Origin of the sequence: Nocardia anocheti (assembly GCF_029675105.1) — a bacterium.
In the GTDB taxonomy this organism is placed as follows: domain Bacteria; phylum Actinomycetota; class Actinomycetes; order Mycobacteriales; family Mycobacteriaceae; genus Nocardia.
The window spans coordinates 52,946-78,902 of record NZ_JAQQFV010000001.1 but is presented as its reverse complement, the minus strand read 5'-3'; the positions used below and the strand labels follow the sequence as shown (position 1 = coordinate 78,902).

At 70.0% G+C, this 25,957-nt stretch carries 32 protein-coding genes and 1 pseudogene; 18 read left to right on the top strand and 15 right to left on the bottom strand.

Annotated features, from left to right (window positions below; genetic code table 11):
- Positions 1–3: 3 nt before the first annotated feature.
- Both QC180_RS00430 and QC180_RS00425 read right to left on the bottom strand, forming a co-directional pair.
- Positions 4–480: a DUF4240 domain-containing protein gene (locus QC180_RS00430; RefSeq protein WP_278260530.1), complete on the bottom strand. Its 477-nt coding sequence runs from the start codon at positions 478–480 to the stop codon at positions 4–6.
- Between the two features lie 10 nt (positions 481–490).
- Positions 491–1,114, bottom strand: coding sequence for a TetR/AcrR family transcriptional regulator (locus tag QC180_RS00425; RefSeq protein WP_278260529.1), 624 nt, complete (start codon positions 1,112–1,114; stop codon positions 491–493).
- A gap of 109 nt (positions 1,115–1,223) precedes the next feature.
- On the opposite strand from QC180_RS00425, the gene QC180_RS00420 reads away from it, so the two are divergent.
- Genes QC180_RS00420 through QC180_RS00405 form a run of 4 tightly spaced genes read left to right on the top strand, consistent with a single transcriptional unit; the run spans position 1,224 to position 3,146 of the window.
- Positions 1,224–1,877: an FMN-dependent NADH-azoreductase gene (locus QC180_RS00420; RefSeq protein WP_278260528.1), complete on the top strand. Its 654-nt coding sequence runs from the start codon at positions 1,224–1,226 to the stop codon at positions 1,875–1,877.
- On the top strand, positions 1,874–2,194 hold the full coding sequence (locus QC180_RS00415; protein ID WP_278260527.1) for a DMT family transporter: 321 nt from the start codon (positions 1,874–1,876) through the stop codon (positions 2,192–2,194). The genes QC180_RS00420 and QC180_RS00415 overlap by 4 nt, the downstream gene beginning before the upstream one ends.
- A gap of 55 nt (positions 2,195–2,249) precedes the next feature.
- Positions 2,250–2,696 (top strand): SRPBCC family protein, encoded by a 447-nt coding sequence (locus QC180_RS00410; RefSeq protein WP_278260526.1) that lies wholly within the window; start codon positions 2,250–2,252, stop codon positions 2,694–2,696.
- Between the two features lie 12 nt (positions 2,697–2,708).
- Positions 2,709–3,146, top strand: a complete 438-nt coding sequence (locus tag QC180_RS00405) for an OsmC family peroxiredoxin (protein WP_278260525.1) — start codon at positions 2,709–2,711, stop codon at positions 3,144–3,146.
- Positions 3,147–3,152: 6 nt separating this feature from the next.
- Here QC180_RS00405 and QC180_RS00400 read toward each other — a convergent pair whose 3' ends face one another.
- The 4 genes from QC180_RS00400 to QC180_RS00385 all read right to left on the bottom strand — a co-directional run bounded on the left by QC180_RS00400 (position 3,153) and on the right by QC180_RS00385 (position 5,169).
- Positions 3,153–3,605 (bottom strand): hypothetical protein, encoded by a 453-nt coding sequence (locus QC180_RS00400; RefSeq protein WP_278260524.1) that lies wholly within the window; start codon positions 3,603–3,605, stop codon positions 3,153–3,155.
- 36 nt (positions 3,606–3,641) lie between these two features.
- Positions 3,642–4,430: a CbtA family protein gene (locus QC180_RS00395; RefSeq protein WP_278260523.1), complete on the bottom strand. Its 789-nt coding sequence runs from the start codon at positions 4,428–4,430 to the stop codon at positions 3,642–3,644.
- A complete protein-coding gene (locus QC180_RS00390) occupies positions 4,421–4,621 on the bottom strand; it encodes a CbtB domain-containing protein (RefSeq protein WP_278260522.1) in 201 nt (66 codons plus the stop codon). The genes QC180_RS00395 and QC180_RS00390 overlap by 10 nt, the downstream gene beginning before the upstream one ends.
- Before the next feature lie 224 nt (positions 4,622–4,845).
- A complete protein-coding gene (locus tag QC180_RS00385) occupies positions 4,846–5,169 on the bottom strand; it encodes an antibiotic biosynthesis monooxygenase family protein (protein ID WP_278260521.1) in 324 nt (107 codons plus the stop codon).
- A 31-nt stretch (positions 5,170–5,200) separates the two neighbouring features.
- Here QC180_RS00385 and QC180_RS00380 point away from each other — a divergent pair, with 31 nt between their 5' ends.
- Entirely contained in the window at positions 5,201–5,944 is a 744-nt protein-coding gene (locus tag QC180_RS00380; protein ID WP_278260520.1) for an alpha/beta fold hydrolase, read from the top strand.
- Between the two features lies 1 nt (position 5,945).
- Here QC180_RS00380 and QC180_RS00375 read toward each other — a convergent pair whose 3' ends face one another.
- Positions 5,946–6,815, bottom strand: a complete 870-nt coding sequence (locus QC180_RS00375) for an HhH-GPD family protein (protein ID WP_278260519.1) — start codon at positions 6,813–6,815, stop codon at positions 5,946–5,948.
- A gap of 90 nt (positions 6,816–6,905) precedes the next feature.
- Between QC180_RS00375 and QC180_RS00370 the strand changes: the two genes are divergently transcribed.
- Both QC180_RS00370 and QC180_RS00365 read left to right on the top strand, forming a co-directional pair.
- Positions 6,906–7,529, top strand: coding sequence for a carbonic anhydrase (locus QC180_RS00370; RefSeq protein WP_278260518.1), 624 nt, complete (start codon positions 6,906–6,908; stop codon positions 7,527–7,529).
- A gap of 83 nt (positions 7,530–7,612) precedes the next feature.
- Positions 7,613–8,293 (top strand): hypothetical protein, encoded by a 681-nt coding sequence (locus tag QC180_RS00365; RefSeq protein WP_278260517.1) that lies wholly within the window; start codon positions 7,613–7,615, stop codon positions 8,291–8,293.
- A gap of 144 nt (positions 8,294–8,437) precedes the next feature.
- Here QC180_RS00365 and radA read toward each other — a convergent pair whose 3' ends face one another.
- The gene (gene radA, locus QC180_RS00360; RefSeq protein WP_278260516.1) at positions 8,438–9,838 is read right to left on the bottom strand and encodes a DNA repair protein RadA; all 1,401 of its coding nucleotides are present in this window, start codon (positions 9,836–9,838) and stop codon (positions 8,438–8,440) included.
- An 81-nt stretch (positions 9,839–9,919) separates the two neighbouring features.
- A complete protein-coding gene (locus QC180_RS00355; protein ID WP_278260515.1) occupies positions 9,920–10,633 on the bottom strand; it encodes a copper chaperone PCu(A)C domain-containing protein in 714 nt (237 codons plus the stop codon).
- A 353-nt stretch (positions 10,634–10,986) separates the two neighbouring features.
- Here QC180_RS00355 and carD point away from each other — a divergent pair, with 353 nt between their 5' ends.
- From carD to QC180_RS00325, 6 genes and pseudogenes are all read left to right on the top strand, one after another.
- On the top strand, positions 10,987–11,475 hold the full coding sequence (carD, locus tag QC180_RS00350; RefSeq protein WP_019044685.1) for an RNA polymerase-binding transcription factor CarD: 489 nt from the start codon (positions 10,987–10,989) through the stop codon (positions 11,473–11,475).
- Positions 11,476–11,477: 2 nt separating this feature from the next.
- Positions 11,478–12,155 (top strand): annotated as a pseudogene (gene ispD, locus QC180_RS00345) (2-C-methyl-D-erythritol 4-phosphate cytidylyltransferase); the annotation flags it as partial.
- A gap of 137 nt (positions 12,156–12,292) precedes the next feature.
- Positions 12,293–12,766 (top strand): 2-C-methyl-D-erythritol 2,4-cyclodiphosphate synthase, encoded by a 474-nt coding sequence (gene ispF, locus QC180_RS00340; protein ID WP_278260513.1) that lies wholly within the window; start codon positions 12,293–12,295, stop codon positions 12,764–12,766.
- 100 nt (positions 12,767–12,866) lie between these two features.
- A complete protein-coding gene (gene cysS, locus QC180_RS00335) occupies positions 12,867–14,270 on the top strand; it encodes a cysteine--tRNA ligase (RefSeq protein WP_278260512.1) in 1,404 nt (467 codons plus the stop codon).
- Positions 14,270–15,256, top strand: a complete 987-nt coding sequence (rlmB, locus tag QC180_RS00330; protein ID WP_278260511.1) for a 23S rRNA (guanosine(2251)-2'-O)-methyltransferase RlmB — start codon at positions 14,270–14,272, stop codon at positions 15,254–15,256. The genes cysS and rlmB overlap by 1 nt, the downstream gene beginning before the upstream one ends.
- 50 nt (positions 15,257–15,306) lie before the next feature.
- Positions 15,307–15,585 (top strand): DUF4190 domain-containing protein, encoded by a 279-nt coding sequence (locus QC180_RS00325; RefSeq protein WP_278260510.1) that lies wholly within the window; start codon positions 15,307–15,309, stop codon positions 15,583–15,585.
- Here QC180_RS00325 and QC180_RS00320 read toward each other — a convergent pair whose 3' ends face one another.
- Positions 15,586–16,392 carry an enoyl-CoA hydratase/isomerase family protein gene (locus tag QC180_RS00320; RefSeq protein ID WP_278260509.1) on the bottom strand — a complete coding sequence of 269 codons (807 nt, stop codon included), beginning with the start codon at positions 16,390–16,392 and terminating at the stop codon, positions 15,586–15,588. It abuts the gene before it with no gap.
- 13 nt (positions 16,393–16,405) lie between these two features.
- Positions 16,406–17,581: an acyl-CoA dehydrogenase family protein gene (locus tag QC180_RS00315; RefSeq protein WP_278260508.1), complete on the bottom strand. Its 1,176-nt coding sequence runs from the start codon at positions 17,579–17,581 to the stop codon at positions 16,406–16,408.
- A gap of 142 nt (positions 17,582–17,723) precedes the next feature.
- Here QC180_RS00315 and QC180_RS00310 point away from each other — a divergent pair, with 142 nt between their 5' ends.
- Both QC180_RS00310 and QC180_RS00305 read left to right on the top strand, forming a co-directional pair.
- Positions 17,724–18,341: a hypothetical protein gene (locus QC180_RS00310; RefSeq protein WP_278260507.1), complete on the top strand. Its 618-nt coding sequence runs from the start codon at positions 17,724–17,726 to the stop codon at positions 18,339–18,341.
- Positions 18,338–18,502, top strand: coding sequence for a MerR family transcriptional regulator (locus QC180_RS00305; RefSeq protein WP_278260506.1), 165 nt, complete (start codon positions 18,338–18,340; stop codon positions 18,500–18,502). The genes QC180_RS00310 and QC180_RS00305 overlap by 4 nt, the downstream gene beginning before the upstream one ends.
- Before the next feature lie 89 nt (positions 18,503–18,591).
- Here the strand turns inward: QC180_RS00305 and QC180_RS00300 are convergent, their stop codons facing one another.
- Complete coding sequence (locus QC180_RS00300) at positions 18,592–19,380, bottom strand: AfsR/SARP family transcriptional regulator (RefSeq protein ID WP_278260505.1); 789 nt, start codon at positions 19,378–19,380, stop codon at positions 18,592–18,594.
- A 289-nt stretch (positions 19,381–19,669) separates the two neighbouring features.
- On the opposite strand from QC180_RS00300, the gene QC180_RS00295 reads away from it, so the two are divergent.
- Both QC180_RS00295 and QC180_RS00290 read left to right on the top strand, forming a co-directional pair.
- Positions 19,670–20,764 carry a sensor histidine kinase gene (locus QC180_RS00295; RefSeq protein WP_278260504.1) on the top strand — a complete coding sequence of 365 codons (1,095 nt, stop codon included), beginning with the start codon at positions 19,670–19,672 and terminating at the stop codon, positions 20,762–20,764.
- A complete protein-coding gene (locus QC180_RS00290) occupies positions 20,761–21,438 on the top strand; it encodes a response regulator (RefSeq protein ID WP_278260503.1) in 678 nt (225 codons plus the stop codon). The genes QC180_RS00295 and QC180_RS00290 overlap by 4 nt, the downstream gene beginning before the upstream one ends.
- Here QC180_RS00290 and QC180_RS00285 read toward each other — a convergent pair.
- Positions 21,409–22,128 (bottom strand): SDR family NAD(P)-dependent oxidoreductase, encoded by a 720-nt coding sequence (locus tag QC180_RS00285; protein ID WP_278260502.1) that lies wholly within the window; start codon positions 22,126–22,128, stop codon positions 21,409–21,411. The two genes, QC180_RS00290 and QC180_RS00285, sit on opposite strands and share 30 nt — an antisense overlap.
- Before the next feature lie 343 nt (positions 22,129–22,471).
- On the opposite strand from QC180_RS00285, the gene QC180_RS00280 reads away from it, so the two are divergent.
- Positions 22,472–23,284 (top strand): UbiA family prenyltransferase, encoded by an 813-nt coding sequence (locus tag QC180_RS00280; RefSeq protein WP_278260501.1) that lies wholly within the window; start codon positions 22,472–22,474, stop codon positions 23,282–23,284.
- Positions 23,285–23,364: 80 nt separating this feature from the next.
- Here QC180_RS00280 and QC180_RS00275 read toward each other — a convergent pair whose 3' ends face one another.
- Positions 23,365–24,996, bottom strand: coding sequence for an AMP-binding protein (locus tag QC180_RS00275; protein ID WP_278260500.1), 1,632 nt, complete (start codon positions 24,994–24,996; stop codon positions 23,365–23,367).
- On the bottom strand, positions 24,993–25,940 hold the full coding sequence (locus tag QC180_RS00270; protein WP_278260499.1) for a UbiA family prenyltransferase: 948 nt from the start codon (positions 25,938–25,940) through the stop codon (positions 24,993–24,995). Before QC180_RS00270 ends, QC180_RS00275 begins: the two co-directional genes overlap by 4 nt.
- Between the last annotated feature and the right edge of the window lie 17 nt (positions 25,941–25,957).

The window sequence follows — 25,957 nt, the reverse complement described above, 5'->3', positions numbered from 1 at the left end:
GGGTCAGCTCCAGCCCGCCGGATTCGACGCGGTCTCCCGGGAGATCCCCGACCCGGTATCCGGGAAGGTGCCGAAGCGCAGGTGGTGCAGATGGGCGAAGAAATAACACATTTCCTCGCACTCGGCATCGGTGATCGCGGCCGTCGGGTCGGCGCGCACCGCCTCGTAGTACTCGCGACCCAGCGCGACGATGAAACCGCGCGCGTAGAGGAACCCGTCGTCGGAACCGTCGGTGATCTCCTGGATGTCGGCACGGTCGATCTCGTAGAGCGCGCGTTCGGCCACCCGGTCCAGCGCCATCAACTCCTCGCCGGTGAAACCCTCCGCGTGCGTGGCCAATTGGGCCAGGAAGGCGTCGAGGTGCTCGTCGAATCCGGCGTATCCCGCGCGCAGCACGGCGGCGGGGGTGGTGCCTGTCGCGGCCCAGGCCGTGTCGATCAGGTGCCAGAAGCGGGTGGTGTCGTCGTGGGTGCTCGTCACGGGGCGGACGCTACTCGCCGGGTCCGACAGGTCCGGGTGAGCGCAGCAGGCGGTGGGCGAGGGTGGTGAGGCCGTCGGTGATCTGGGTCAGGGTGAGGCCGCGCTCGCGCTGCTGGAGATAGACCTCGGCGGCCAACGGGGCGAGCGCGGTGTCGACCAGCGAATCCGGTTGTGGCACAGCGGCATCGACCAGCAGTGCGCGCACGTGCGCCGACCAGAAACCGTAGGCGCCGGTGGCGAAACGGGCGCCACCGGCCTCCGCGCCCAGCACGAGATGCGCGTGGGTACTGAGCAATTCGACCATCGCGGCGTAGAACGCGGCGAGGCGTTCGGCCGGTGGGGCACCGGGGCCGAGGGGCGGTGCGCCGTCGAGCAGGTGCTGTTGCAGCGCGCGTTCGTGCTCGTCGAGCAGGGCGACGGCGATGGCGGTGCGGTCTGGGTAGCGGCGGTAGAGGGTGCCGCGGCCGACACCGGCGGCCTTGGCGATGTCGTCCATGGTGACGGTGCGCGGGTCGCGGGTGGCGAAGAGTTCGGCGGCCGCCGCCAGCACCTTGGCCCGATTGCGGGCCGCGTCGGTGCGCTCGGTGGGCGGCGCCTGATCGGGGCCGCCGAGCAGGTCGGATCGAAGCTCCATGCCCTCGACTGTAGCCCAGAAAAGTGAATGTGGACAAGGTGTCCACTTTTGTTCTATCGTCGGGAACAGCGACAAGCGGACATGCTGTCCACATCTGGAAGGTTCGACCATGACCCACCTGCTGCACCTCGACGCCAGCGCCCGCCCGAACTCCGTCAGCCGCGCGCTCGGCGCGGAATTCGTCGAGTCCTGGCGGGCCGCCGCGCCCACGGGCACCTACACCTACCGCGACCTCGCCGCCGAGCCGACGCCGTTCATCGACGCGGGCTGGACCGAACTCTGCGACGCGGTCCTGGCCGCGGGCACCACCGAGCTGCACCGCCTCCCCGACCTGGCCACCACCCCGGCGGCGAAGGCGGCCTGGCAGGTCGTGGAACCGCTGCTGGCGCAGGTGCTCGCCGCCGACGTGATCCTGATCGGGACGCCGATGTACAACTACTCGATCCCGGCGGCCTTGAAAGCCTGGCTCGACCAGGTCACCTTCCCGCGAATGTCATTGGGGCAGCGCCGGTTCGTGGTGGTCAGCGCGCGGGGCGGGGCGTATACGCCGGGCGCGCCCAAGGCGGCCTTCGACTACCAGGAGCGGTATCTGCGCGATTTCTTCGCCGGGCATTTCGCCGTCACCGACACCGCCTTCGTCCACGCCGAACTGGCCAACGCGGTACAGGACCCGAACCTGGCCCACCTGCGCGAAGCGCACGACGCCTCGCTGCTCGCCGCCCAGGCGCGGGTCCGCGAGCTGGCCGTGGAGTACGCGCGATGAGCTGGCTGATCCTCGGCCTGGCCGGGTTGGTGGAGATCGTCTGGGCACAGACCATCAAGCCCACCGAGAACTTCACCCGCCTCGGCCCGACCCTGCTGTGCGTCGCGCTCGGGTCGTTGGCGGTCTATCTGCTCTCGCGGGCCATGCAGCAGCTGCCGGTGGGCACGTCGTACGCGGTCTTCACCGGAATCGGGGCCGTCGGCGCGATCGCGCTGGGCATCGTGGTGCACAAGGACCCGCTCAGCGCGGGACGAATCCTGGCGTTGTCGCTGATCCTCGGCGGCATCGTGCTGGCCCGCCTCACCAATCCCGAGTGAGACTGTGCCACACCCGATGCGGCGATCAGGGGGCGCGAGCCGGTACAGTCCACTGATGGACCAGCCAGTTCGCCACCCTGACCTGTCCTCACGACCGCACGAGCTGACGGTCGAGCGCGTGATGAAAGCCGCGCCCAGTCTGCTCTACGCGACCTGGACCCAGGGACTCGATCTGTGGCTGGCGGTACCGGGCTCGGTGCGCATGCGTCCCGCCGTCGGTGAGCCGCTGTATTTCGACACCGGATCGGCCGAGAAGGGCAACCCGCACTACGGCCGCATCCTCACGCTCGAGCCGGACCGGCGCGTAGTGTTCACCTGGGTGACCGCCGCCACCGAAGGCGTGGAGACCGTGGTCGACGTCGAATTCCGCAAGCAGCCTCGCGGCATCCGGCTGCGCCTGCGGCACTCCGGGTTCCCCACCGCGGCCATTCGTGACCTGCACCAGCAGGTCTGGCCGGAGATGCTGGAACGACTCGACGAGGTCACCGGCAGCGTGGCCTAGAAAGGATTTGGCATGCCGACTCGTAGCGCACGCACCCTCTGGGCGGGCGGGCTGCAGGATGGTTCCGGGCAGGTCGAACTGGTCAGCTCGGGGGTGGGCAAGTACGACGTCACCTTCCCGCGTCGCGCGGCCGACAACGCCGAGGGCACCAGCCCGGAGGAACTGATCGCCGCGGCGCACTCCTCGTGCTACTCGATGGCGCTCTCGGCCGAGATCGCCAATGTCGGTGGCACCCCGGAGAGCCTGGATGTCACCGCCGACGTCACCCTCGCACCCGACCCGGCGGGCGGCTTCCAGATCAGCAAGATCAAGTTGACCGTGCGCGCCGTCGCCGCCGGGCTCGACGCCGAGGGCTTCTACACCGCGGCCACCGCCGCCAAGAACGGCTGCCCGGTCAGCAAGGCGCTCAGCGGTGTGCCCGAGATCGAGCTCGACGCCGAACTGATCTGAACCCGGTCAGCGCTGGGTGAACCAGCGGTGCGCGGCCGGGCTGTACATCGCCGGGATCGCGACCGCGACCGCGAGGATGTGCACGGTCCGGACGCTCACCAGCACCGTCGAGGACGGCGACAGTTCGGTGAACAGGGCGGCGAAATCGTCGGTCGAGAGCAGCACCGCCAGCGGTTCGATGATCAGCGAGATCATCCCGACCACGCCGATGCCGACGGTCAGCACCGCGCGCGCGATCCGGCTGCCCCGCACCATGTACAGGGCGACGGCGGCGACGATCAGGTAGATCGCGAGGCGGGGGATCAGCCCGGTCGCGGTGGCGGCGAACTCACCGCCACCGCGCACCGCGCGCAGCACTCCTTCGGCCGCGCCCGCGGCCAGCGCGGTGAGCAACGCGCCGAAGGCCACGGCCACGGCGCGGGGACGGTCGGCGGAAACGGAAAAGGCAGTGTCGGTCATGACACCGACACTGCCTTCACGCGGTACCCGCGCGGATCACCCTGCGGTAGCGGCCTTCTCCGGTACCGAGGTGCTACGCCGCGAGGCGAACTCGGTGAGCGCGGCGAAGGCCAGGCCCAGCGACACCCACAGCGTGGTGGTCTCGGCCAGCGAGGCCACCCGGAACCGCCACAGCAGCGTCGCGGGGAAGTCCTCGGCCACCTCGTTCACCCCGGGCAGCAGGATGTAGCCGACCGTGGTGACCAGCACGAACGCGACCACCGCCGCGATCAGCCGCAGCGTGTCGAGCTGTCCGGCCAGCGCGCGATAGGCCGCCACCGCGGCGGCCGCGGCGAGCAGGCCGAGTACGACCGCGGCGACCCACAGCCAGGTGCGGCTGTTGATGGTCTCCGGGTCGCCCACCGCGGGTGGGTTGGCCGGGTACTTGAAGAACGGCACCGCCACGATGGCCGCCCACGCGAATCCCGCCGCGAGCAGCGACAAGCGCGGTCCGGGCAGGTCGGTGAAGCGTCGTGCGACATTGAGCGCGGAGGCGAGCAGCGCGCCGAAGGCCATCCCGGCCAGGCCGAGCGCGAGGAACTGTCCCGCCTTCTGGCCCGAGCGGCTGACCAGCGGTTCGTCCTCGTCGCCGTGGGAATGACCCGCCGGTTCGGCCGCCTCGTGTCCGTGTTCGGCCGGGGCCGCGGCGGCTTCCTCGATGGCGATCGCGGCGTCCACCTGGGGCTCGCCGACGAAATAGCCCACTGTGGCGGCCAGCAGACCGGCGATCAAACCGGCCAGCAGGCCACGCAGCAGCAGGGTCTTGAGAGATCCGATCAGTGGCACGGGACACCCAGCAGGTGACGTCCGTCGTGCATCAGCTCGTGCAGGTACATCCCGCTACGCGAGACGGCCCCCTGATCGAAACCGACCAGGTAGAGGGTGAGCAATGCCAACAGCACCACACCGACCGTGACGAGCACGGTAGCCAGGTTGTCCAGGCCGGTAGACCGGCTGGGTGAATGCGCGATAGCCATTCGGGTCCTCCTCAGGGATACGCGTCCCATGGTCGAAGTGGTGCGAAGGTGCCGGTGTCTGGCTCTCCGGCACCGGGGACCCGGTACGTGGAAACAGTGGCGCGACCGCTCCGGAATCTCACCGGATTACCGCGCACCCTCGCGTATGTTTTCCCTCGAACTGTGACAGTCGCGAGGCGTCCACGTCAATACGCGCATCCGTGTGTCCAGCGGAAACGCGGCGATCAGCCCTTCGCGGGCACGTCGAGCACGACCTCGAACTCGAGCAGCGAGGCACCGGTGGACACCGGCTTGGGACGCTCGCCCTCGCCACCCTGTCCGGCGTGCGCGGCCCGGGCCGGACCGTCCCGCCAGGCGGCGAAGGATTCTTCCGAATCCCATTGCGTCACCACGAAATACCGGTTGTCACCCGCCACCGGACGCAGCAACTGGAAGCCGAGGAAACCGGGGGAGTTCTCCACCGCGTGCGCGCGGGCGGCGAACCGCTTCTCCAGCTCCGGACCAGCACCTTCGGGGATCTCGATCGCATTGATCTTCACAACAGCCATGACACGCAGGATACGGGGCACAATCGGCAGGGTGTTGTACGACGAAGGTGGGACCGGCGTCCCGATCCTGCTGCTGCACGGACTGATGGGCAGCGCGCGCACCTGGACCGATCAGCTGGGGTGGTTGCGCGAATTCGGGCACGTGTATGCCCTCGACGCGGCCGGGCACGGTCGGATTCCGCCCGTCGAGCTCACCACCGAGGCGTTCGTGGCCGACCTCGCCGCGCTCACCGCCCCGATCGGCGAGCCGATGGTCATCGTCGGGCATTCGATGGGCGCCATCCACGGCTGGGTCTTCGCGGCCACCCACCCCGAGCGGGTCCGCGCGCTGGTCGTCGAGGACATCGCCCCCGATTTCACCGGCCGCACCGCCGCGCACTGGGCCGAACTCATCCACTCCTGGCCGCAGCCCTTCCCCGACGAGCGGGCTGTGCTGGACTACTTCGGGCCGGTCGCGGGCCGGTATTTCCTGCGCGCCTTCACCGCGAGCGCCGACGGTTATCGCCTGCACGGCGAGGTCGACACCTTCCGCGCGATCTCCGAGGAATGGGGGACGCGCGATTTCTGGACCGAGTGGAAATCGCTGACGATGCCCACGCTGCTCATCGAGGGCGAGCACACCATCACTCCGCCGGGTCAGATGCGGACCATGGCGCAGACGCATCCGGACGCGGAGTACGCCTGGGTCGCCGGTGCCGGGCATCTCGTGCACGACGAGCGGCCCGCGGAGTATCGCGAGCTGGTCAGCGGGTTTCTCGGTCGCGTGCTGGGCTGAATCAGCCGCCCTCGCCCGCGAGCGCGAACAGTCCGTCCTCGGTCTGCTCGATAAGGCCGTCGACCAGCAGTGAGTCCAGGGCCCGGGCCCGCTGACCCGGGTCGCGGGTCCAGGCCAGATCCAGGCGTACTCGTTCGACCGGGCCCGACGCGTCACGCAGCACGTCGAGCAGCCGCCCGCGTGCCTGGCGGTCGGTGCCCTCGTACTTCTGCACCTTGCGCACCACCGTGGCGGCGGGTTTTCCGGCGGCCACCCAGGCGCAGTCCGGCAGCGGGCAGTGCGCGCAATCGGGGTTGCGGGCCGTGCACACCAGGGCGCCCAGTTCCATCAATGCCGCCGAGAACTTCGCGGCGCGCGGGACGGAGGCGGGCAGCAGCGCCTCGGTCTCGGCGAGATCGCGGGTCGACGGGTTGCCCACCTCGCGCCCGTGCACCGCGCGCGCGACCACCCGGCGCACATTGGTGTCGACCACGGGAACCCGCTGGCCGTAGGCGAAGCAGGCGACCGCGCGGGCGGTGTAGGCGCCGATGCCGGGCAGGCCGAGCAGCACCTCGACCTCGGACGGGACCACGTCACCGTGCTGTTCGGCCAGCACCCGGGAGCATTCGTGCAGCCGGAGCGCGCGGCGCGGATAGCCGAGCTTGCCCCACGCGCGCAGCACCTCGGCCTGGGAGGACGCCGCCATCGCAGAGGGCACCGGCCAGCGCGCGACCCACTCGCGCCAGATCGGCTCCACCCGCACCACCGGGGTCTGCTGGAGCATGATCTCGCTCATCAGGATGTGCCAGGCGGTGGCCTCCGGCCTGCGCCAGGGCAGGTCACGCGCGGTGTCGGTGAACCAGTCCAGCAGGACCTCCGCGTCGATACTCACTGTTGCCGCTCCGCCTCCGCCAGGCTCTCTTTGCCGACGCGTAACGCAGCGGACTCGCTGGTAACCCACGGCCTGTGCACAATGGTCGGTATGCCTGGTTCTAATCCGATAAGTGCCTGGAAGTCACTGCGCGAAGGCAACGAGCGCTTCGTCAACGGTGATCTGCTGCATCCTAGCCAGGGCGCCGCCGATCGAGCCAAGCTCGTGGGCGGCCAGCATCCGCACGCCATCCTCTTCGGCTGCGGTGACTCGCGAGTGGCCGCCGAACTGATCTTCGACCAGGGGCTGGGCGACATGTTCGTCGTGCGCACCGCTGGTCACGTGATCGACAGTTCGGTGCTCGGCTCGATCGAGTACGGCGTCGAGGTGCTCAACGTGCCGCTGATCGTGGTCCTCGGCCACGACAGCTGCGGCGCGGTGAAGGCCACCATCGACGCCCTCGACGGCGGCGAGGTCCCCGGTGGGTTCATCCGCAGCATCGTCGAGCGGGTCACCCCGTCGATCCTGATCGGTCGTCGCGAGGGCCTCGAGACCATCGACGAGTTCGAGGCGCGGCACGTGGAGGAGACCTCACGGCTGCTCATGCAGCGGTCGATGATCATCTCCCAGCGCGTGGCCACCGGTCAGCTCGCGATCGCCAGCGTCACCTACAAGCTCGAGGACGGGCGCGCGCAGCTGCGCAGCACCGTGGGCAATATCGGCGAAATCCGCTAGTACACGCGTCGCGGTTCGGTTCCGGCCGCCGACACGCCGAGGTCATCGAGCGCGCCCCCGTGCGCTGCGCTTACCGTTGAGGCGTGCTGGAACCGAATGGACCGCTGCCACCGGAGATCTACTGGCGTCGTCGCGCGCTCGCCATCGGCATCGTCGCCGTCGCGCTCGTGCTGGTGATCTGGCTCGCCGTGATGGTCACGCGCGGTGGCGACTCCTCCGGCGAGAAGCCCGTGGCGGCCACCACCACGGCCGAATCGACCAGTGCGGCCGCGTCGAGTACGACCACGTCCGCGTCCGCCACCTCGAGCAGTGCCGCCCCGAGTACCACCTCGGCCACCTCCAGCCCGTCGGCCACCGATCAGCCCGCGGCTCAGCCGTGCTCGGACCAGTCGCTGGCGCTGAAGGTGACCGTCGGCCAGCCGACCTACCGGGTGGGCGATCAGCCCGCGTTCGGGACCGTCATCACCAATATCTCCTCGGCGCCGTGCAGCCGTGATCTGGGCGCGGGCCCGCAGTTCTTCGTCTACACCCTCGACGGCCAGCGCAGGCTCTGGGCGAGCAACGACTGCAACCCCGACGGTCCGCCCGACCCGAAGACGCTCGCGGCGGGGCAGCAGCTGTCCTACAAGGGCACCTGGTTCGGCACCACCTCCCAGCCCGAGTGCGCGGGGGACCGGCTGCCGGTGCCCGCGGGGGCCTACATGGTGGTCGCCCAACTCGGCGCGATCCGCAGCGCCGCCGAACCGTTCAATCTCGCCGACTGACGCGCGCCCCGCGCATTGTCCGGGTGCGCGGTAGGTCACATGTTCAGGTTCGGTCGATTTGCAGGGTTCGCAAGATCGTCGACGACGTCAATGGTTGTTGGCGTGAAATGGCCGGTCCGGCGCGCAATTCGCGGTTTGCCGGGATTATTCCGCTGGCACGGGTTCGCGTGATGCGCGGGATTTGCGGAGTTGCGCCAGTCGCAGTGCCGAACGCAGGTCGCCGACCTCGTGGATGCGCATGGAACCGATCTTGGTTTTCTCCGATCCGGGCGGCACCAGGGCGGTGGTGAAGCCCAGTCGCTCGGCCTCGGCGAGACGCCGGGTGAGCCCGGTGACCTTGCGGACCTCCCCGGCCAGCCCCACCTCGCCGAGGATCACCCAGCCCGCGGGCAGCGCGATATCGGCCTCGGCCGAGGCGATCGCCAGCGCGATGGCCAGGTCGGCGGTGGGCTCGTTGAGCCGCATCCCGCCGACGGTCGCCGCGTAGACATCGTGCTTGCCGAGAAACACCCGCCCCCGGCTCTGCAACACCGCCAGCACCATCGCGACCCGGTTGTAGTCCAGCCCGCTCACCGCGCGGCGCGGCTGCGGGATCTCGGTCTTCACCGTGAGGCCCTGCACCTCGGCCACCAGTGGGCGCTTGCCGTCCATGGCCACGGTGACCGCCGTGCCGGGCACGGTGTCGGTGCGGTGGTGCAGGAACAGCCCGGACGGATCGTCGACGCAGGCGATGCCGTCCTCGTGCAGTTCGAAACAGCCCACCTCGTCGGCACTGCCGAAGCGGTTCTTGATGCCGCGCACCATGCGCAGCGTGGAGTTCTTGTCGCCCTCGAACTGCAGCACCACGTCCACCAGGTGCTCGAGCGTGCGCGGCCCGGCCACATTGCCGTCCTTGGTGACGTGCCCGACCAGCAGCACCGCGATCCCACTGGCCTTGGCCAGCGAGGTGAGCGCCGCGGTGACCGCGCGCACTTGGGTGACCCCGCCGATCACCCCGTCCACCTCCGGGGCCAGCATGGTCTGCACCGAGTCCACCACCAGCAGCGTCGGGCGCACCTGCTCGACGTGCCCGAGCACGATCGACAGATCCGACTCGGCCGCCAGATACACCCGGTCGTGCACCGCATTGGTCCGGTCGGCCCGCAACCGCACCTGCCCCGCCGACTCCTCGGCGGTGACGTAAAGGGCCGTCTCCTCCCGCTGCGCCGCCCAGCGCGAGGCGACCTCGAGCAGCAGCGTCGACTTGCCCACCCCGGGCTCACCCGACAGCAGCACCACCGAACCCGGCACCACCCCGCCGCCGAGCACCCGGTCCAGCTCGCTGACCCCCGTCGACCGCGCCCGGGTGACCTTGGCGTCGATCTGCGACAGCGGCGCGGCGGCCGTGCTGGGCAGCATCGCCCGTCGTCCCGGCGCCGCGCTGGACGCCGAGACGGCCACCTCGTTCACCGTGCCCCAGGCGCCGCAATCCGGGCACTTACCGACCCACTTGGACACCTCGTGCGAGCACGCGGTGCATCGGTAGACAGCTTTGGTCTTGGCCACACGCGCACCCTACGGACCGGCTCCGACAAAAAGGAAAGCCGCCGCGGTCCAACCGCGACGGCTTGCCTTCGTTCCGGAGTCTCAGTGACCGCCGCTGCCCTCGGGCGCCGGGCCGGACTTCTCGTTCTCCACGCGCACGACCGCGGCCGCGTCGACGGGGACCGACACCTGCACGGTGCCCGCGTCCTTGAAGTTGAAGGTGACGTTGTAGGTCAGGCCGGGGGTGATGTCCTCGGTCAGGCCGGTGATCTCGATCGAGCCGGGCTGGGCGGCCGGGTCGCTGGAGGGCTTGTCGCCCTCGGCCTGGCCCGCCGTGGTCGGCGCCGCGGAGGTGGTCGGCGCGGCCGAGGAGGTGGTGGGCGCGGCGTGGTGGTCGTCGGCCGCCGGGCCGCCGGGAGCGTTGACCGGGCCGATGACCACGGTCTGCTGCGGCGCGAGCACCAGCTTGCTGTCGCTGGCCGGACCGGTCAGCTTGACCTGGCCCAAGTCGGTGCTGACGCTGGTCAGCTCGTCGGTGACGGTCTCGCTGCCGTTGATGATCGACAGCGACAGCACGGCCTTGCCGCCCTTGTCGTGCTCGGCGTCGGCCTCGGGGTACACGATGTGCACGTTGCGCAGCGAGATCGCGCCGACCTCGGCGTGGTTGCCGTTGATGGCGGCGGCCTGCGACGAGGTCTGGGTGTGCTGACCGGCACTGCAGCCGCTCAGGGCGATGCCCGCGGCGGCGGCGAGGGCGGCAACCGTCGCCATGCGACGTCGCGCCGACGGGGCGGTCACAGCTTTCAGGGCAGTCACGGTTAGTCCTCCATGTCGACCGGGCTCACTCCGTCCCGATGAGGGGAGCGGAGGGTAGTAACTAGGCAGCGTAGTAGTTGGCTTCGCGCGTGTGGCGTCCGGGCTCGCGACGCGCGGGCGCGGAAGTAACAGTTCGGTGTCCGGGGCGGGGTTGCCGGATCGATGCCCGGTGCCCGCCGCGCGGATATCGGTCGCTGTGCTGGCGGTTAACCCGTTCTGGCACAACGCAATGCACACCGAATCTTTCTTGTCAACCCCTAGGATGGCCTCGTTGTGGCCCTGACCTGCACAGTTGATCGCGCCGTTATCGAGTCGCATGTTAAACTGTGAACATCGAAAGGGGCACGGGACACATGATTTTTAAGGTCGGAGACACCGTCGTTTACCCCCACCACGGAGCGGCGCTGATCGAAGCAATCGAGACCCGCACCATCAAGGGTGTGCAGAAAGAGTATCTGGTCCTGAAGGTTGCGCAAGGCGACCTGACCGTTCGGGTTCCCGCAGAGAACGCCGAATACGTCGGCGTCCGTGACGTCGTCGGCCAGGAGGGTCTCGACCGCGTCTTCCAGGTGCTGCGCGCGCCACACACGGAGGAGCCGACCAACTGGTCCCGCCGGTACAAGGCCAACCTCGAGAAGCTCGCCTCCGGCGATGTGAACAAGGTGGCCGAGGTCGTGCGTGACCTGTGGCGTCGTGAGCAGGATCGCGGGCTGTCCGCCGGTGAGAAGCGGATGCTGGCCAAGGCTCGTCAGATCCTCGTCGGTGAGCTGGCGCTCGCCGAGGGCACCGACGACGGCAAGGCCGAATCGCTGCTCGACGAGGTCCTCGCCGCGGCTTCCTAGAAGTGCGACCCGTCGTAGCACTGGTCCCTGCCGCCGGTCGTGGCGTGCGCCTGGGTGAATCCACCCCGAAGGCGTTCGTCCCGGTCGGCGGCACACCTATGGTCCGACTGGCGGTCGACGGGCTGATCGCGTCCGGTGCGGTGCACCGGGTGGTCGTCGTCGTACCCGCCGAGCTGGTCGATGCCGCGTCCGCTCTGCTGTCCACCACCTCACTGACCGGCGGTTCGATGCCCCCTGTGCCGGTGCAGGTCGTCGTTGGCGGCGCCGAGCGCACGGATTCGGTGCGCGCCGGGATCGCGGCCGCACCCGACGCGGCGTGCTACCTCGTCCACGACGCCGCTCGCGCGCTCACCCCACCGGAACTGATCGCCAGGGTGACCGCCGAGCTGCGCGCGGGCGCGCGGGCCGTCGTTCCGGCGCTCCCCGTGGTCGACACCGTCAAATCCGTCGACGACCAGGGCGTCGTCACCGGCACCCCCGAGCGCGCCCACCTACGCGCCATCCAGACCCCCCAGGGCTTCGACGCCGAGCTGCTGCGCCGCGCCTACGCCACCGAGGTCGCCGCCACCGACGACGCGGGCCTGGTCGAACGCCTCGGCGTCGCCGTCCGCACGGTCGCGGGCGACCCCCTGGCCTTCAAGATCACCACCCCGCTGGACCTGCGCCTGGCCGACGCGCTGCGCGCCGACCAGGTCGCGGACGCGCAGCACCGCACGGATTCGGCCCACGCCGTCGGCACCTCGTCCTCGGCCGACCGAGCCGTACCCACCCAGGATCGAGCGGCGTCGCCCGCAGGCACCCAGCAGGCGGTCGGCCGGTGAGAGTCGGTATCGGCAGCGACGTGCACCCCATCGAACCCGGTCGTCCCTGCTGGATGGCCGGTCTGCTGTTCCCCGACGCCGACGGTTGCGCCGGGCACTCCGACGGTGACGTCGCCGCCCACGCCCTGTGCGACGCGCTGCTGTCGGCCGCCGGGCTCGGCGATGTCGGCGCGGTCTTCGGCGTCGGCCGTCCGGAATGGGCCGGGGTCACCGGTGCCGCCATGCTCACCGAGGTCCGCAGGCTGCTGGCCGAGGAGGGTTTCTCGGTGGTCAACGCGGCCGTGCAGGTCATCGGGAACCGGCCCAAGATCGGCCCGCGCCGCGCCGAGGCGCAGAAAACTCTCGGCGAATTACTCGACGCGCCCGTGTCGGTGTCCGGCACGACCACCGATGGATTAGGTCTGACCGGTCGTGGCGAAGGTGTCGCCGCGATCGCCACCTGTCTGTTGGCGGATATTCCGCGGTCCTGACGGCTGCCGGAACTCCGCCGCCACCGCTCGCCGCTCGAACCGCCCGGCGACCACCGGCCGGTCAATCGCACGCCCATCCCACCGACTAGGATCGAATGCCGTGACCTTGCGCCTTTTTGACACCGACACGCGGACCCTGCGGGAATTCACCCCGCTGGTCCCCGGCCGTGCCTCGGTGTATCTGTGTGGGGCCACCGTGCAGGGTCAGCCCCATATCGGACATGTCCGCAGTGGCGTCGCCTTCGACGTGCTGCGCCGGTGGCTGCTCGCGCACGACTTCGACGTGTGGTTCATCCGCAATGTCACCGATATCGACGACAAGATCCTGAACAAGGCCGCCGAGGCGGGCAGGCCGTGGTGGGAATGGGCCGCCACCCACGAGCGCGCCTTCGACGCCGCCTACGAGGTGCTCGGCGTGCTGCCGCCCTCGGCCGAACCGCGCGCGACCGGCCACATCACCCAGATGGTCGGGTTGATGCAGCGCCTGATCGAACGCGGGCACGCCTACGCCGCCGACGGTGACGTCTACTTCGACGTGCTGAGCTGGCCGAACTACGGCGAACTGTCCGGCCACAAACTCGACGACGTGCACCAGGGCGAAACCCCCACCCGTGGCAAACGCGATCCCCGCGATTTCACGCTGTGGAAGTCGGCCAAGCCGGGCGAGCCGAGTTGGCCGTCGCCGTGGGGCCCCGGTCGCCCCGGCTGGCATCTGGAATGCTCCGCGATGGCCGAGTTCTATCTGGGTGGCGAATTCGATATCCATTGCGGTGGCATGGATTTGATTTTCCCGCACCACGAGAACGAGATCGCCCAGTCCAAGGCGGCGGGCGACGGATTCGCGCGTTACTGGCTGCACAACGGCTGGGTGACCATGGGCGGCGAGAAAATGTCGAAGTCGCTCGGCAATGTGCTCTCGGTGCCCAATGTGCTTACCCGGGTGCGCCCGGTGGAATTGCGTTTCTATCTGGGCAGCGCGCATTACCGCTCGATGCTCGAATACTCCGACAAGGCCCTCGACGACGCGGTCGCCTCCTATCAGCGCATCGAGGCGTTCGTGCAGCGGGTGCTCGATCGTGCCGGTGAGGTGCCGGTCGGCAAATGGACCGACGGCTTCGCCGCCGCCCTCGACGACGATCTGGCGATTCCGAAGGCGCTGGCCGAGATCCACCACGTGGTGCACGAGGGCAACCGGGCGATGGAGTCCGGCGCGCTGGAGACCGCGGTGGAGCTGGCCGGGCAGGTGCGCGCGATGCTGGGCATTCTCGGCGTCGACCCGCTGGACCCGCAGTGGTACGCCCCCGCCGACAACTCGGCGGCCTTCGACGCGCTCGACGTGCTGGTCCGCTCCGAGCTGGACCGCCGGGCGAGCGCGCGGGCGGAGAAGAACTGGACAGAAGCCGATGCCGCACGGGATCGGCTCGTGGCGGCGGGTATCGAGGTCACCGATACCCCGCAGGGGCCGGAATGGTCGCTGGGCGCAGCTAGCGGAAAGGCGAACTGATGGCAGGCAATTCACAGCGACGCGGAGCGATCAGGAAGGGCGGCACCAAGAAGGGTGCCGTCGTCGGTTCCGGCGGCAAGCGCCGTCGCGGCCTCGAGGGTCGGGGCGCGACCCCGCCCGCCGAGGCGCGCACCAAGCACCCCGCCGCCAAGCGCGCGGCCGCGGCCGCCAAAGCCAAGGCGGCCCAGCAGAACCGGCCCACCGGCAAGTCCGGTGTGCCGCGCGCGGGCCGCAAGTCCGACGACGGCCCGGAGCTGGTGCTCGGCCGCAACCCCGTGCTCGAGTGTCTGCGCGCCGACGTGCCCGCCACCGCGCTGTACGTGGCGGTCGGCACCGAGAACGACGACCGCCTCTCCGAGAGCGTGCAGCGCGCGGCCGATCTGGGGATCTCCATCCTCGAGGTGCCGCGCACCGATCTGGACCGGTTGAGCGCCAACGGTCTGCACCAGGGCGTGGCCCTGCAGGTGCCGCCGTACCGCTACGCCCACCCGGACGACCTGCTCGACAAGGTGAAGGTCTCCGGTGAGCCGGGTCTGCTGGTCGCGCTGGACAATATCTCCGACCCGCGCAATCTCGGCGCGGTGATCCGCTCGGTGGCCGCGTTCGGTGGTCAGGGTGTGGTCATCCCGCAGCGGCGCAGCGCCAGCGTGACGGCCGTGGCGTGGCGCACCAGCGCGGGCGCGGCGGCGCGGCTGCCCGTCGCCAGGGCCACCAACCTGACCCGCACGCTCAAGGACTGGGCGTCGCAGGGCTTCCAGATCGTGGGCCTCGACGCCGGGGGCGACACGCCGCTGGACGAATTCGACGGCAGCATGCCGACGGTGGTCGTCGTGGGGTCCGAGGGCAAGGGTCTGTCGCGGCTGGTGCGCGAGAACTGCGACTCGATCCTGAGCATCCCGATGGCCGGTCCGGTGGAGTCGCTCAACGCCTCGGTCGCGGCCGGTGTCGTCCTCGCCGACATCGCCCGACAGCGCCGTCTGGGCTGAGTGCGCGCGGATGACGCGCAAATCCGCTCTCTCGCCGTAGAATTCGATCCGTGGCCATTCCCTATCAGCCGATCGGCGAGACGGTCGAGCACCCGCAGGCGAACCTGATCCTCGTGCTCGGGCTGCTCAGCCCGTTCTGCTGTGGGATCTTCGGGCCGGTCGCGTGGGTGCTCGGCAAGCGGGCGCTCAACCAGATCGACTCGTCCTACGGTGCGCTCAGCGGCCGGTCGCAGGTGCTGATCGGGTACATCGCGGGTGTCATCGGCACCATCCTGATGATCCTGTTCGCGCTGCTGTATCTGGCCGGTTCCTGCAACGGGAACTTCTAGTCAGTCCTCGAGGCCGCGGCGTTCGCCCTCGGCGTCCCAGGCGGGCCATTCGCCGCTGATGCTGCCGGTCCAGTTCGGCTGACGCCGTTCCCGGAAGGCCGCCATCGCCTCGCCGCCGTCGACACTCTTGGCGACATGCGCGTTCAGCTCGGACTCGAGCTGGCCGACCACGGCCGGGGTCATGCCCAGGCTCTCCCAGATCAGCCGCTTGGACAGCGCCACCGGCAGCGGCGCCGGTCCACCGGCGATGTCGTGGGCCACCGACATGGCCGTGGGCAGCACCTCGCCCGCGGGCAGGCTGGCATTGGCCAGGCCCATCGACTTGGCCTCGTCACCGTCGAAGGTGCGGCCGGTGAGCATGATGTCGGCGGCATTGGCCAGCCCGGCCAGGCGCGGCACGGTCCAGTGCGCGTAGCCGTCGGCGAGCACGCCCCGGCGCACCTGGCTCAGCCCGTAGACGGCGTCGCGGGCGAAATAGCGCAGGTCGCACTGCAGGGCCAGCGCCAGCCCGATGCCGACCGCGTGCCCGTTCACCGCCGCGATCACCGGCTTGCGGACCTGCCAGGGCGGCGGGTCCAGGGTCGCGCTCACCTCACCGGCCCGCGCCGACAGGTCGGCTCCGGCGCAGAAGGCGGGGGCGGTGCCGGTGATGACGACGGCGCGGATGGCGTCCTCGGAATCGCAGCGGCGCAGCGCGGCGCTCAGCTCGGCGGCCATCGTGGGGGTGACGGCGTTCTGCTGAGCGGGACGGTTGAGCGTGAGCACGGCGACGCCGCCTGCGACGTCGACGAGCAGTTCCGAACTCATGGGCCGAATGGTACTAGCGCTCGCGCAGCAGATGCCTGCCGATCGCGTACTTGTGCACTTCGGTCGGCCCGTCGTAGAGCCGGAACGCGCGCATGTCCCGGAACAGCATCTCGACCACCGTCTCGTCGCTGATCCCGATGCCACCGAGGATCTGCACACACCGGTCGGTGACCTTGAACAGTTCCTCGGACACGTACGACTTGGCCATCGACGACTCGTGCCTGGCCTGCTGACCCTGATCCATCAGCCAACAGCTGTGCCAGATCGTCAACCGGCACTGATGCAGCGCCACCTCGTTGTCGGCCAGCATGAACGACACGCCCTCGTGCTCGCCGATCGGCTTGCCGAACGCGGTGCGGGTGCGCGCGTAGTCCAGCGCGATGCTCTGCGCGCGTTCGGCCGCGCCCAGCCAGCGCATGCAGTGGGTGAGCCGGGCCGGGGCCAGCCGCAGCTGGGCGTAGCGCAGGGCCTGGCCGGTACGTCCGAGCACGGCCGAGGCGGGCAGGGTGAGGTTCTCGAACCGCACCACCGCGTGCCCGCCGACGTAGTTGCGGTCCATCGTGTTCATGATCCGCTCGATGACGATGCCCTCGGCGTCACCGTCGGCCAGGAACAGCGTGGGGCCCGCGGGCAGGTGCGGGTTGTCGGCCAGCTTGGCCATGATGATCCAGGTCTTGGCCCCGTCGGCGCCGGTGATGAGCCATTTGCGCCCGTTGAGCACGAAGTTCTCGCCGTCGAACACCGCCTCGGTGCGCAGCTGACCCGGGTCCGAACCCGCCCCGTCCGGCTCGGTCATCGCGAACACCGACCGCTGCTCGCCCCGGATCACCGGCAGCAGATACCGCTCGGCCTGCTCCGCGTCGGCGACCTTCCCGAGCAGGAACATGTTCCCTTCGTCGGGCGCCGCGCAGTTCATCGCGACCGGCCCCAGCGTCGACCACCCCGCCGCCTCGTACACCACGGCCTGCCCGACATGACTCAACCCCAGCCCACCGAACTCCTCGGGCGCCTGCACCGTCAGCAGACCTTCCGACCGCGCCAAACCGACCAGCTCGGCCCGTAACTCATCGGTCGGCCCGTGCTGGGTGAGCCGCGCATCCCGCTCGAACGGCACGATCCGCTCGACCACGAACGCGCGCACACGATCGCGCAGAGCGGCGAGGTCCTCGGGCACTGTGAAGTCGATCATGCCCGCATTCTGCCCGCCCCGCCCCTACCCCGACCGGCTTTTTCGGCGCTATCAGGACGCGAGACGGCGACGGTGGCCGCGCGATACCCGCGCCTGTGACTGTGGAGGGTGCCCAGCCGAGAACGGACCAAGGAGAGTCGAGATGTCCGAGGCACTGTGCGAGAGTCCGACCTGCCGACGCGGTGGCACCCGGCCCGGGGGAGCCCGGGTGTGTTCCGGCTGTCTGGCCGCCTTCACCGAGACGCTGCGGCAGCTGCCGCGCGACTACCACCGCTGCGGCGAACTCCTGCAGGGCGAGCGCACCCGCGCGCTGCCGCGGCGGCGCGGGGGCAGGCGGCACGGGATCGCGCTGGCCGACGCGCTGGTGACCGCGCGCGCCGAGATCGCGGCCTTGGCCGAATCGTGGGCCGCCCTGGTCGTCGACGAGGCGCGCCCGAGCAGGCGTCCGCGCCGGACCGTGCACCACCTGGTGGAGTTCCTGGTCGAGCACCGGGAGTGGCTGGCGGCGCATCCGGCCGTGGCGGACGCGATCGAGGAGTTCGCCGACCTGCACGTCAGGGCCACGGCCGCCATCGATCCGGCGCCGGAGCGGATCGAGGTGGGCCGATGCGCGCGGCCCGGCTGCGAGTGCGCGGTGTACGCCGAGCTCGGCGCCGCACCCGGCGGACACGTGCGCTGCACGGCCGGTCATGCCGTGCCGCCCCAGGAGTGGCTCGGTCTGCGACACGCGCAGGTCGGCACCGCGGAGCGGGTCGCATGACGCGCGCGCTCGTCCCCACCGACCTGGCCGCGCTCGCGGCTGGTGTCGCCCCGGCCACCATCCGCCAGTGGGCCCGGCGCGGCAAACTCACCCGCTACGGCACGCCCCACCGGGCCCGCTACGACCTCACCGAAATCCAGGCCCTGCGCGCATCCCGATAGTGCTGGACAGCTGATCACCACGCCGTCACGGCGGCGTCCGCTGGGACGCAGCCGCCACCGGAGCGTGGCGATCATCGGTCCAGGTGGCATCAGCCCGCGCGGAGGACGGGCTCGAACCAGGCGGGCCGTGCCAGTGGCGCGCCGCCGCCGAGGATGGCGCGCTCCAGTCCGCGCAGATCCTCGGACGGTTCCAGGCCCACCTGTTGGATCAGCGCGGAGCGGGCCTGCTGGTACACCTCGAGCGCCTCGGCGGAGCGGCCGCAGCGGTGCAGCGCGAGCATCAGGTAGCCGTAGGCCTCCTCGCGCAGCGGGTAGGCGTCGATGTGTTCGCGCAGCTCGGGGATGATCTCGCGGTCCCGGCCCAGCTCCAGCCCGATCCGCGACACCGACAGTTGCGCGGCCACCCGGCGCTCGGTGAAGCGGTGCGCGATGCGCTGGATGTGGGCGCTGGGGGTGTCGGCGAGCAGCGGTCCGCGCCACAGCGGGAGCGCGCGGCGCAGGGTCACCATCGCCGCGGTCGGATCGCCGTCGCCCTCCTGCGCGCGGGCGAGGGTGACCAGGTCCTCGAACCGCTCGCTGTCGAGGTCGGCGCGTTCGATGAGTAGTCGATAGCCGGGCGAGCGGGTCTCGATGCCCGCCGGACACCCGCTGTCGGTGAGTACCCGGCGCAGGGCCGAGACGCAGATCTGGATCTGCGAGCGCGCGGTGGTCGGCGGTTGACCGTCCCAGACCGCGTCGATCATGGCCTCGACCGAGGTCAGGCGGTTCGCGTTCAGCGCGAGCAAGCCCAGTGCGGCACGCTGACGATAGGAGTCGACCCGCGCCGGTCCGGCGAGCCCTTCGATCTCGAGCGGACCGAGAATTCTGATACCAACCATGCTGCGTCCATCCATCCGAACCGAGCGCACGGGGTCGACCCCCGCGTTGTCCATCGGTGCAAGCAAAGCCGACGGGCCGGGGCGGGCCAATCCGTCCAAGGGTGCGAATTCGAGGTATCGAATGTTGTTCTCCGAATAGGCTTTTCGATACCGGAATGCTGCATGTGCCGAGCTGGCCAGGGTAGTATGCGTGCGAGCTCGAGGCCGAGTCCGCGCGCGCCTGTTTGCAGGAGGTGAGCACGGAGATAGGGGGGAACTTGTGATCGGTAACGACGCGTCTGGGGGGCCGGTGTCGAACGATCATCTCGATACCGGCCGGAGCACCGAACTCGCCGAGCTGTTCACCGCCCGCATCCCTGAGCTGCTCGAACGCTACCGCGCGGGGCTCGACGAGATCGGCAGCCCGCTCACCTCCGAGGCTGCCTGGGGCCAGTGCGGTCTGCAGGCGCGGCGCATCTTCGACGACTGCGCGCGCAGCCTCGCGCTCGGCGAGGTCACCGTCGCGCACATCACCGACGTCTACGACCTGGGAACCGAAAGAGTCAGGCAGGGTGCCCATCCGACGCATTCGGTGCGGGCGGGCAATCTCCTCGCCGAGCTGGGTGTCACCGTGCTCGCCGAGTGCGCCGCCCACCTCGGCGCGCCGCAAGCCGATCTCGTGGCCGCGGTACTGGCCCTGCAGCGCGGCATCGGCCTGCGTCTGGAATCCGGCTCGATCGGCTACGACGCCTTCCTGCTGCAACGCGTGCGGGAAGTGCACGAGCAGGGTCAGCGCGGACTGGCCCGCGAGATCCACGACCACATCGGCAATTCCGTCGGCCTGGCGCTGCGCCAGATCGAGCTCTACGAACTGGAATGCGAACGGGCGGGCGACGGCGCGGGCTCACGGCATGTGCGCCTGGCCAAGGCCGCCATCCTGGAGACCATCACCCGCAGCCGCGAACTCGCCAGCGAACTGCGAACGCCGAGTGTGTCCGGCTCGCTGGAGACCGCGCTGCGCGGTTTCGCGGCCTCCCTCGGTCCCTCGGGCGCGCCGCTGCAGATCTGGGTGCGCGGCGGTGACGACTGGATTCCGGCCGCGATCACCGAGGAACTGTTCATCATGGTGCGCGAATGCCTGCGCAACAGCTTCAACCACGCCGGGGCCGCCAACGTCGACGTGCACATCCACCTCGCGCCGCACGAAGTGCACGCCGAGATCATCGACAACGGAAAGGGTTTCGACGTGCGCGCGCAGCGGGCGACGGGCGGCGGCAACGGGCTGCTGATCCTGCAGGAACGCTGCGAGCTGGTGGGCGGCACGGTGAACATCGATTCCGCGCCGGGCCGCGGCACCCGCGTGACGCTCTGGATTCCGATCGGCCAGGAGAACAGCACCCGATGAGCCAGCCGATCCGCATCCTGGTCGCCGACGACCACACCCTGCTGCGCGAGGCGCTGTGCGATCTGTTGCGCGCCGAACCCGATTTCGAGGTGGTGGTGCAGGCGGGCACCGGCACCGCCGCCATCGAGCTGGCCGCCGAGCATCGCCCCGATGTGCTGCTGCTGGATCTGGAGATGCCGCAGAGCGATCCGCCCGAGACGGTGCGCCGTCTGCTCGCCCAGGACCCGGCCCTGCGGATCATCGTGCTGAGCATGCACGACGGGCAGCAGTTGGTGCAGCAGTTGCTGTCGCTGGGTGTGCGCGGCTATCTGCACAAGGGGGCGGGCAGGCAGACGCTGATCTCGGCCATCCGGCAATCGGTGGGCGAGGGCCCGCAGACCATCACGCTGTCGGTGTCACCGGCGAGCCTGTTCGCCCGCGCCGAGGAACCCGAGGAATCGACCGTGCTCTCCGCGCGGGAGCGGGAGGTGCTGGTGCTGGTGGCCGAGGCCCGCAGCAACCGGCAGATCGCGAGCAGCCTCGGCATCACCGAGGCGACCGTGAAACGGCACCTGCGCAACATCTTCGCGAAGCTGGATGCCGTCTCCCGGATCGACGCGGTGAACCGCGCCGTCGAACTGTCGCTCATTCCCGGCCAGGGCGGCTCACCGCTCGGCGACCGGGCGTGGCGGTGATTGCGGCACCGGCTCACCACTGGCGAAGACGCGGCCGCTGATGTGCTGGCCCGCTTCCGACACCAGGTAGTCCACCCAGTCGGCGGTCTCCTCGACGCTCGCCGCGCAGCACTCGGGCAGGGCCGATGTTCCGGCCGCCACCGGCTCACCGGGGCAATCCACCTCGGCGACAACGGTGTTCACGCTGACCCCGCGTGCGCCGAGCTCCTCGTCGAGGGTGGTGGTCACCGCGTGCACCTCGGCGCGCGGCGCCGGTCCCTCGGCGGGATGACCGTGCGCGCGGCCGGTCTGGGCCACATTGACCACGCGGCCCTCGCCGGAGTCGGCCAGGTAGCGGCCCGCCGCGCGGCTGACCAGCAGCGGGGCCCGCAGGCCCGGTTTGCGCGCGCTCGCCGGGCTGTCGTCGCGGCCGGGGAACTGCGTATTCACCACGACCGCAGGCGGTCCCAGTGTTTCGGCGACGCGGGTCACCGCGGCTTCGGCCTCGTGCAGGTAGCGCACGTCGGCGCCGAAAGCCCAGGGGCGTGGGTGCGTCGGACCCAGCGCGTCCAGCGAGGTGTCACACCACGAGGCCCGCAGGTCGACCATGGCGATGACGAAACCGCGGCCCGCCAGCCGATGCACCACCGCCGCGCCCAGGCTGCTGCCCGCACCGACGACGATGGCCACCCGGGGTGGGTCGTCCACCATGGCGACGCCTCCGTTCTGTTGAATTTCCGGCTCGGATACGAGTGCTCACCCTAGGCGATCACCGAGTTCCGTCGAACCCACCACAGCCCGGATGCTGCGAAAGTAGCATCGGTGTGATGCGCCGATACTCCTTTCAATACCGGTGGTCATCCTTTTCGTGCCCGCGGTAGTACCGCATACGGGGAATATTCGAGACGGGAAATTCTGAATAGCGTCGTTCGGTATGCAGAGGGGTATCGCAGCAGTTCGAATTCCGGCCGAAAACATCGCCTGGACAGTATTCGCCCGAATTTCCCGAGACATCATCCAGGAATCGCGGGTATCGGTTCAGATCATCTTCCTGGTGCGTTTCTGCACCGCCGCGGCGCTGGGCGCGGCGGTCCTCGGCCCCACGGTGTGGGCGGCGGCGGTGGCCTGGCTGCTGAGCACGATCGCGGCCTATGTCTTCAACGGCGTGATGGACCGCACCGAGGACCGGGCCAACGGTTCCACCCGGCCGATCAGTCGAGGTTCGCTGCCGGTGCCGGTCGCGCTGGCCGGGGTCGCCGGTGCGGCGGTGACGGCGACGCTGCTGGCCTGGGCGGTGGACCCGAGTGGGCTGTTGATGCTGCTGGTACTGGGCAATCTGGCGCTCGGCTACGCCTATTCGGGCGCGCCGTTCTATGGCAAACGCCGTGGTGACACCGCCGCGCTGCTGGTCCTGGGCTCGGGTGTGCTGACCTACGCGGCGGGCTGGCAGGCCGCAGGCGGGCTGGGCGGCCTGCCGGTGCTGGTGCTCGGGGCGGCGATGTCGCTGTGGATGGCCGGAGTCGGTGCCGTGGTCAAGGACCTCTCCGATGTCGAGGGTGACGCGGCCGCCGGGCGCCGGACGCCCGCGGTCGTCTGGGGCGCGCTGCGGGTGCGGGTGCTGGCCGGGGTGAACGCGGCGCTGATCGCCGGTGGGTACCTCACGGCCGCGCTGACCGTGGCGCCGGTGCTGCTGCCCTCCGCGTTCGCGCTGGTCGCCGGGGCGCTCGGGGTGATCGCGTTCGCCGCGGCCACCGCACGCGCCGACACCAGGTCGGGCCGTCGTCTGCCGTACCAGGCCTACATGGTCGCGCAGTACGCCGTGCACTTCGTCGTGCTGCTCACGCTGATTCCCGCCGCCGTGCTCTGACGAATATCCGCCGCGATACCCGCGAAAAAGAAGCCCCACCGCAGCCGGTGGGGCTTCTTTCGTTCATTCGCGATGGATATTCAGGACGACGCTTTCACTTCGAATTCCGCCAATCGCGATCTGACGATCTTTCCCGAACCATTTCGCGGGATCTCCTCGACCACCACCACATCGCGGGGCACCTTGTAGCGCGCCAGCTGCGATTTGACGTAGGCGCGAATATCGTCGGCGTCGAGTTCGGCGCCCGCGCGGGCCACCACGAAGGCGCGTAAACGCTGACCGAAATCGCCATCGGGCACCCCGATGACCGCCGCGTCGGCGATATCGCCGCGATCCACCAGCAGATTCTCCACCTCGGCCGGGTAGACGTTCTCGCCGCCGGAGACGATCATGTCGTCGTCGCGTCCGTCGACGAACAGCAGACCCGAGCGGTCGAAGTGGCCGATGTCGCCGGTGGAGATCATCCCGTCGCGTCGGTCCTTGTCCCGGCCGTCGGTGTAGCCGCCGAAGCTCAGCTCGTTGGCGACGAAGATCGTTCCCGGCGTGTCGGGTTCGGTGATTCGGCGGCCCGACGGGTCGTAGAGCGCGACCCGCACGCCGATCGGTGGTCGTCCGACCGTACCCGGGGCCCTGCGCAATTCGGCAGGGGTGGCCACCGCGACCGTGGCGACCTCGGTGGCGCCGTAGTTGTTGTGCAGGACGTCACCGAACGCGGCGATGGTGGCCGAGCACAGGCCGGGCGAGATCGCCGAGCCACCGCTGGCGATCACCCGCAGCGACGAGACATCATGGCGCGCCAGCACTTCCGGTCCGAGAGCGATGATGCGGCTGAGCATGGTGGGGACCAGCACCAGGGTGTCGGCGCGATGCCGGGCTACCTGCCCCAGCGTGTACTCCGCGTCGAACTTGCCACGGCCGAACACCACGGTCTTGCCCAGCGACATGGCGAAGGAGAACTGGCCCAGACCGGTCGCGTGGAACAGCGGGGCCGCGATCACCATCGTCCCACCCCGGGTGAGCGGGATGCGGTCGAGGACCTGCGCCGACTGCAAGGGCGAGATCTTCTTGCGGACCGCGCCTTTGGGTGTCCCGGTGGTGCCGCTGGTGAGCAGCACCAGGCCGCCGGTCTCGGCGGGCAGCGGCAGCGGGTCGGTCGAGTTGGCGGCGATCACGTCCTCGACCGAGCGCGGTCCGTCCGCGGCGGCGGGCCTGTGGTTCCAGGTGTGGAACCGGGTGATGTCGGTGGGGAGTTCGGCGGCGACGGCGTCGAATTCGTCGTCGTGGAACAGCACGGTGACGCCCTCGCGGGTGGCGACATCACGCAGCTGCGGTCCGCCGAATCCGGTGTTCAGGATGACCAGCCGCACGCCCAGCTTGCCGGTCGCGATCATGGCCGCGACCAGGCCGCGATGATCGCGGGCCAGCACCCCGGCGATGTCACCGGGACCGATACCCGCCGCGCTCAGACCACGAGCCAGCGCGTTGGAGCGCCGATCGAGCGCGCCGTAGCTGAGCGTGCCGCGACCGTCGACCAGGGCCGGGCGGTCCGGTTCGTAGCGGGCGGTGTAGCTGATCATGGCCGGGAACGGGCCGCAGCGCTGGGCGATGGCGGCGGTCCTGGCGTCGGCGGCCAGGTTGAGCGGGTGGATGAAGCCGCGCCGGGCCAGGATCACCAGCGATCGGAGCACCTTGACGGTGCGCTGGATGTTCACGACAGCACCAGCGCCAGGGCCAGTCCGAGCCCGACGGCATCGGTGTTGCGGAAGCCGAGCACCACGGCGGGCTGGGTCTGTCCGCGCAGCAGACCGACGCGGATCTGCTGGACCCGCAACGCGATCGCGGGCAGCACACAGACCACCAGCCACGGATTCAGCGAGCCGATCACGAACGGCGCGACCAGCAGGATCAGGCTCAGCGCCGAGAGCGCGCCGATCAGGGCGCGGTAGACCCCCGGCGGGGTGACGGCGGCGAGGGTGCGACGGCCCGAGGCCAGGTCGCCGACCCGGTCGCCGAAGTTGGCGTAGGCCGCCACCAGCAGCATGCAGACCCCGACCAGCGCGCCGATCAGCAGCACATCGGCGGTCCACTGCCGCGCGATCAGCCAGTAGGTGCCGATCACCTCACCGGCGTAGACCAGGAAGAAGGCGAACTCCAGCCCGCCCGGTCGGTAGCTGAACTTCAGCAGCCACGAGTACTGCACCGCGATCGCCACCACGGCCAGGTACGCCAGCAGGAACGGCAGCGGCACGTCGCCACCGAGGGGCACCAGCAGCGCCACCCCGGAGCTGAGCGCGATCAACCCGGTGACCACGGCGAAGACGACGGCCTCGCGTTCGGTGATCCGGCCGGACAGCAGCGGCTTGTTGGATTTCGGCAGGTGGCCGCCGCTGCCGTAGTTCTGGGCGTCGGTGCCGTCGCGCAGCCCGACGACATCGTCGGCGGCGCAGCCCGAGACCTTCATCGCGATCATGCCGAGCAGCATGAGACCCAGCGCGACGGCGGCACCCGGCCTGCTCACGTCGTCGTGCACGAGCAGCAGCACGGCGAGTAGCCAGGCGTAGAGGTGGTGGTAGACCCGCAGCTTGCCCAACCGGAAATAGGCGCCAGCCTTGTCTCCGAGGGCACCGCGGGGCGACCGCATGGTGTCAGTGGTCATGTCGAATCCCTGGTGAG

Coding starts and splice junctions, on each gene's coding strand:
- QC180_RS00420 (WP_278260528.1), top strand. CDS start 1,224: ATGACCCACCTGCTGCACCTCGACGCCAGCGCCCGCCCGAACTCCGTC.
- QC180_RS00385 (WP_278260521.1), bottom strand. CDS start 5,169: ATGGCTGTTGTGAAGATCAATGCGATCGAGATCCCCGAAGGTGCTGGT.
- QC180_RS00285 (WP_278260502.1), bottom strand. CDS start 22,128: ATGGTGGACGACCCACCCCGGGTGGCCATCGTCGTCGGTGCGGGCAGC.
- QC180_RS00320 (WP_278260509.1), bottom strand. CDS start 16,392: ATGAGTTCGGAACTGCTCGTCGACGTCGCAGGCGGCGTCGCCGTGCTC.
- QC180_RS00300 (WP_278260505.1), bottom strand. CDS start 19,380: ATGGTTGGTATCAGAATTCTCGGTCCGCTCGAGATCGAAGGGCTCGCC.
- QC180_RS00405 (WP_278260525.1), top strand. CDS start 2,709: ATGCCGACTCGTAGCGCACGCACCCTCTGGGCGGGCGGGCTGCAGGAT.
- QC180_RS00390 (WP_278260522.1), bottom strand. CDS start 4,621: ATGGCTATCGCGCATTCACCCAGCCGGTCTACCGGCCTGGACAACCTG.
- QC180_RS00305 (WP_278260506.1), top strand. CDS start 18,338: ATGACGCGCGCGCTCGTCCCCACCGACCTGGCCGCGCTCGCGGCTGGT.
- QC180_RS00290 (WP_278260503.1), top strand. CDS start 20,761: ATGAGCCAGCCGATCCGCATCCTGGTCGCCGACGACCACACCCTGCTG.
- carD (WP_019044685.1), top strand. CDS start 10,987: ATGATTTTTAAGGTCGGAGACACCGTCGTTTACCCCCACCACGGAGCG.
- QC180_RS00410 (WP_278260526.1), top strand. CDS start 2,250: ATGGACCAGCCAGTTCGCCACCCTGACCTGTCCTCACGACCGCACGAG.
- rlmB (WP_278260511.1), top strand. CDS start 14,270: ATGGCAGGCAATTCACAGCGACGCGGAGCGATCAGGAAGGGCGGCACC.
- QC180_RS00415 (WP_278260527.1), top strand. CDS start 1,874: ATGAGCTGGCTGATCCTCGGCCTGGCCGGGTTGGTGGAGATCGTCTGG.
- QC180_RS00270 (WP_278260499.1), bottom strand. CDS start 25,940: ATGACCACTGACACCATGCGGTCGCCCCGCGGTGCCCTCGGAGACAAG.
- QC180_RS00370 (WP_278260518.1), top strand. CDS start 6,906: ATGCCTGGTTCTAATCCGATAAGTGCCTGGAAGTCACTGCGCGAAGGC.
- QC180_RS00315 (WP_278260508.1), bottom strand. CDS start 17,581: ATGATCGACTTCACAGTGCCCGAGGACCTCGCCGCTCTGCGCGATCGT.
- QC180_RS00400 (WP_278260524.1), bottom strand. CDS start 3,605: ATGACCGACACTGCCTTTTCCGTTTCCGCCGACCGTCCCCGCGCCGTG.
- QC180_RS00310 (WP_278260507.1), top strand. CDS start 17,724: ATGTCCGAGGCACTGTGCGAGAGTCCGACCTGCCGACGCGGTGGCACC.
- QC180_RS00425 (WP_278260529.1), bottom strand. CDS start 1,114: ATGGAGCTTCGATCCGACCTGCTCGGCGGCCCCGATCAGGCGCCGCCC.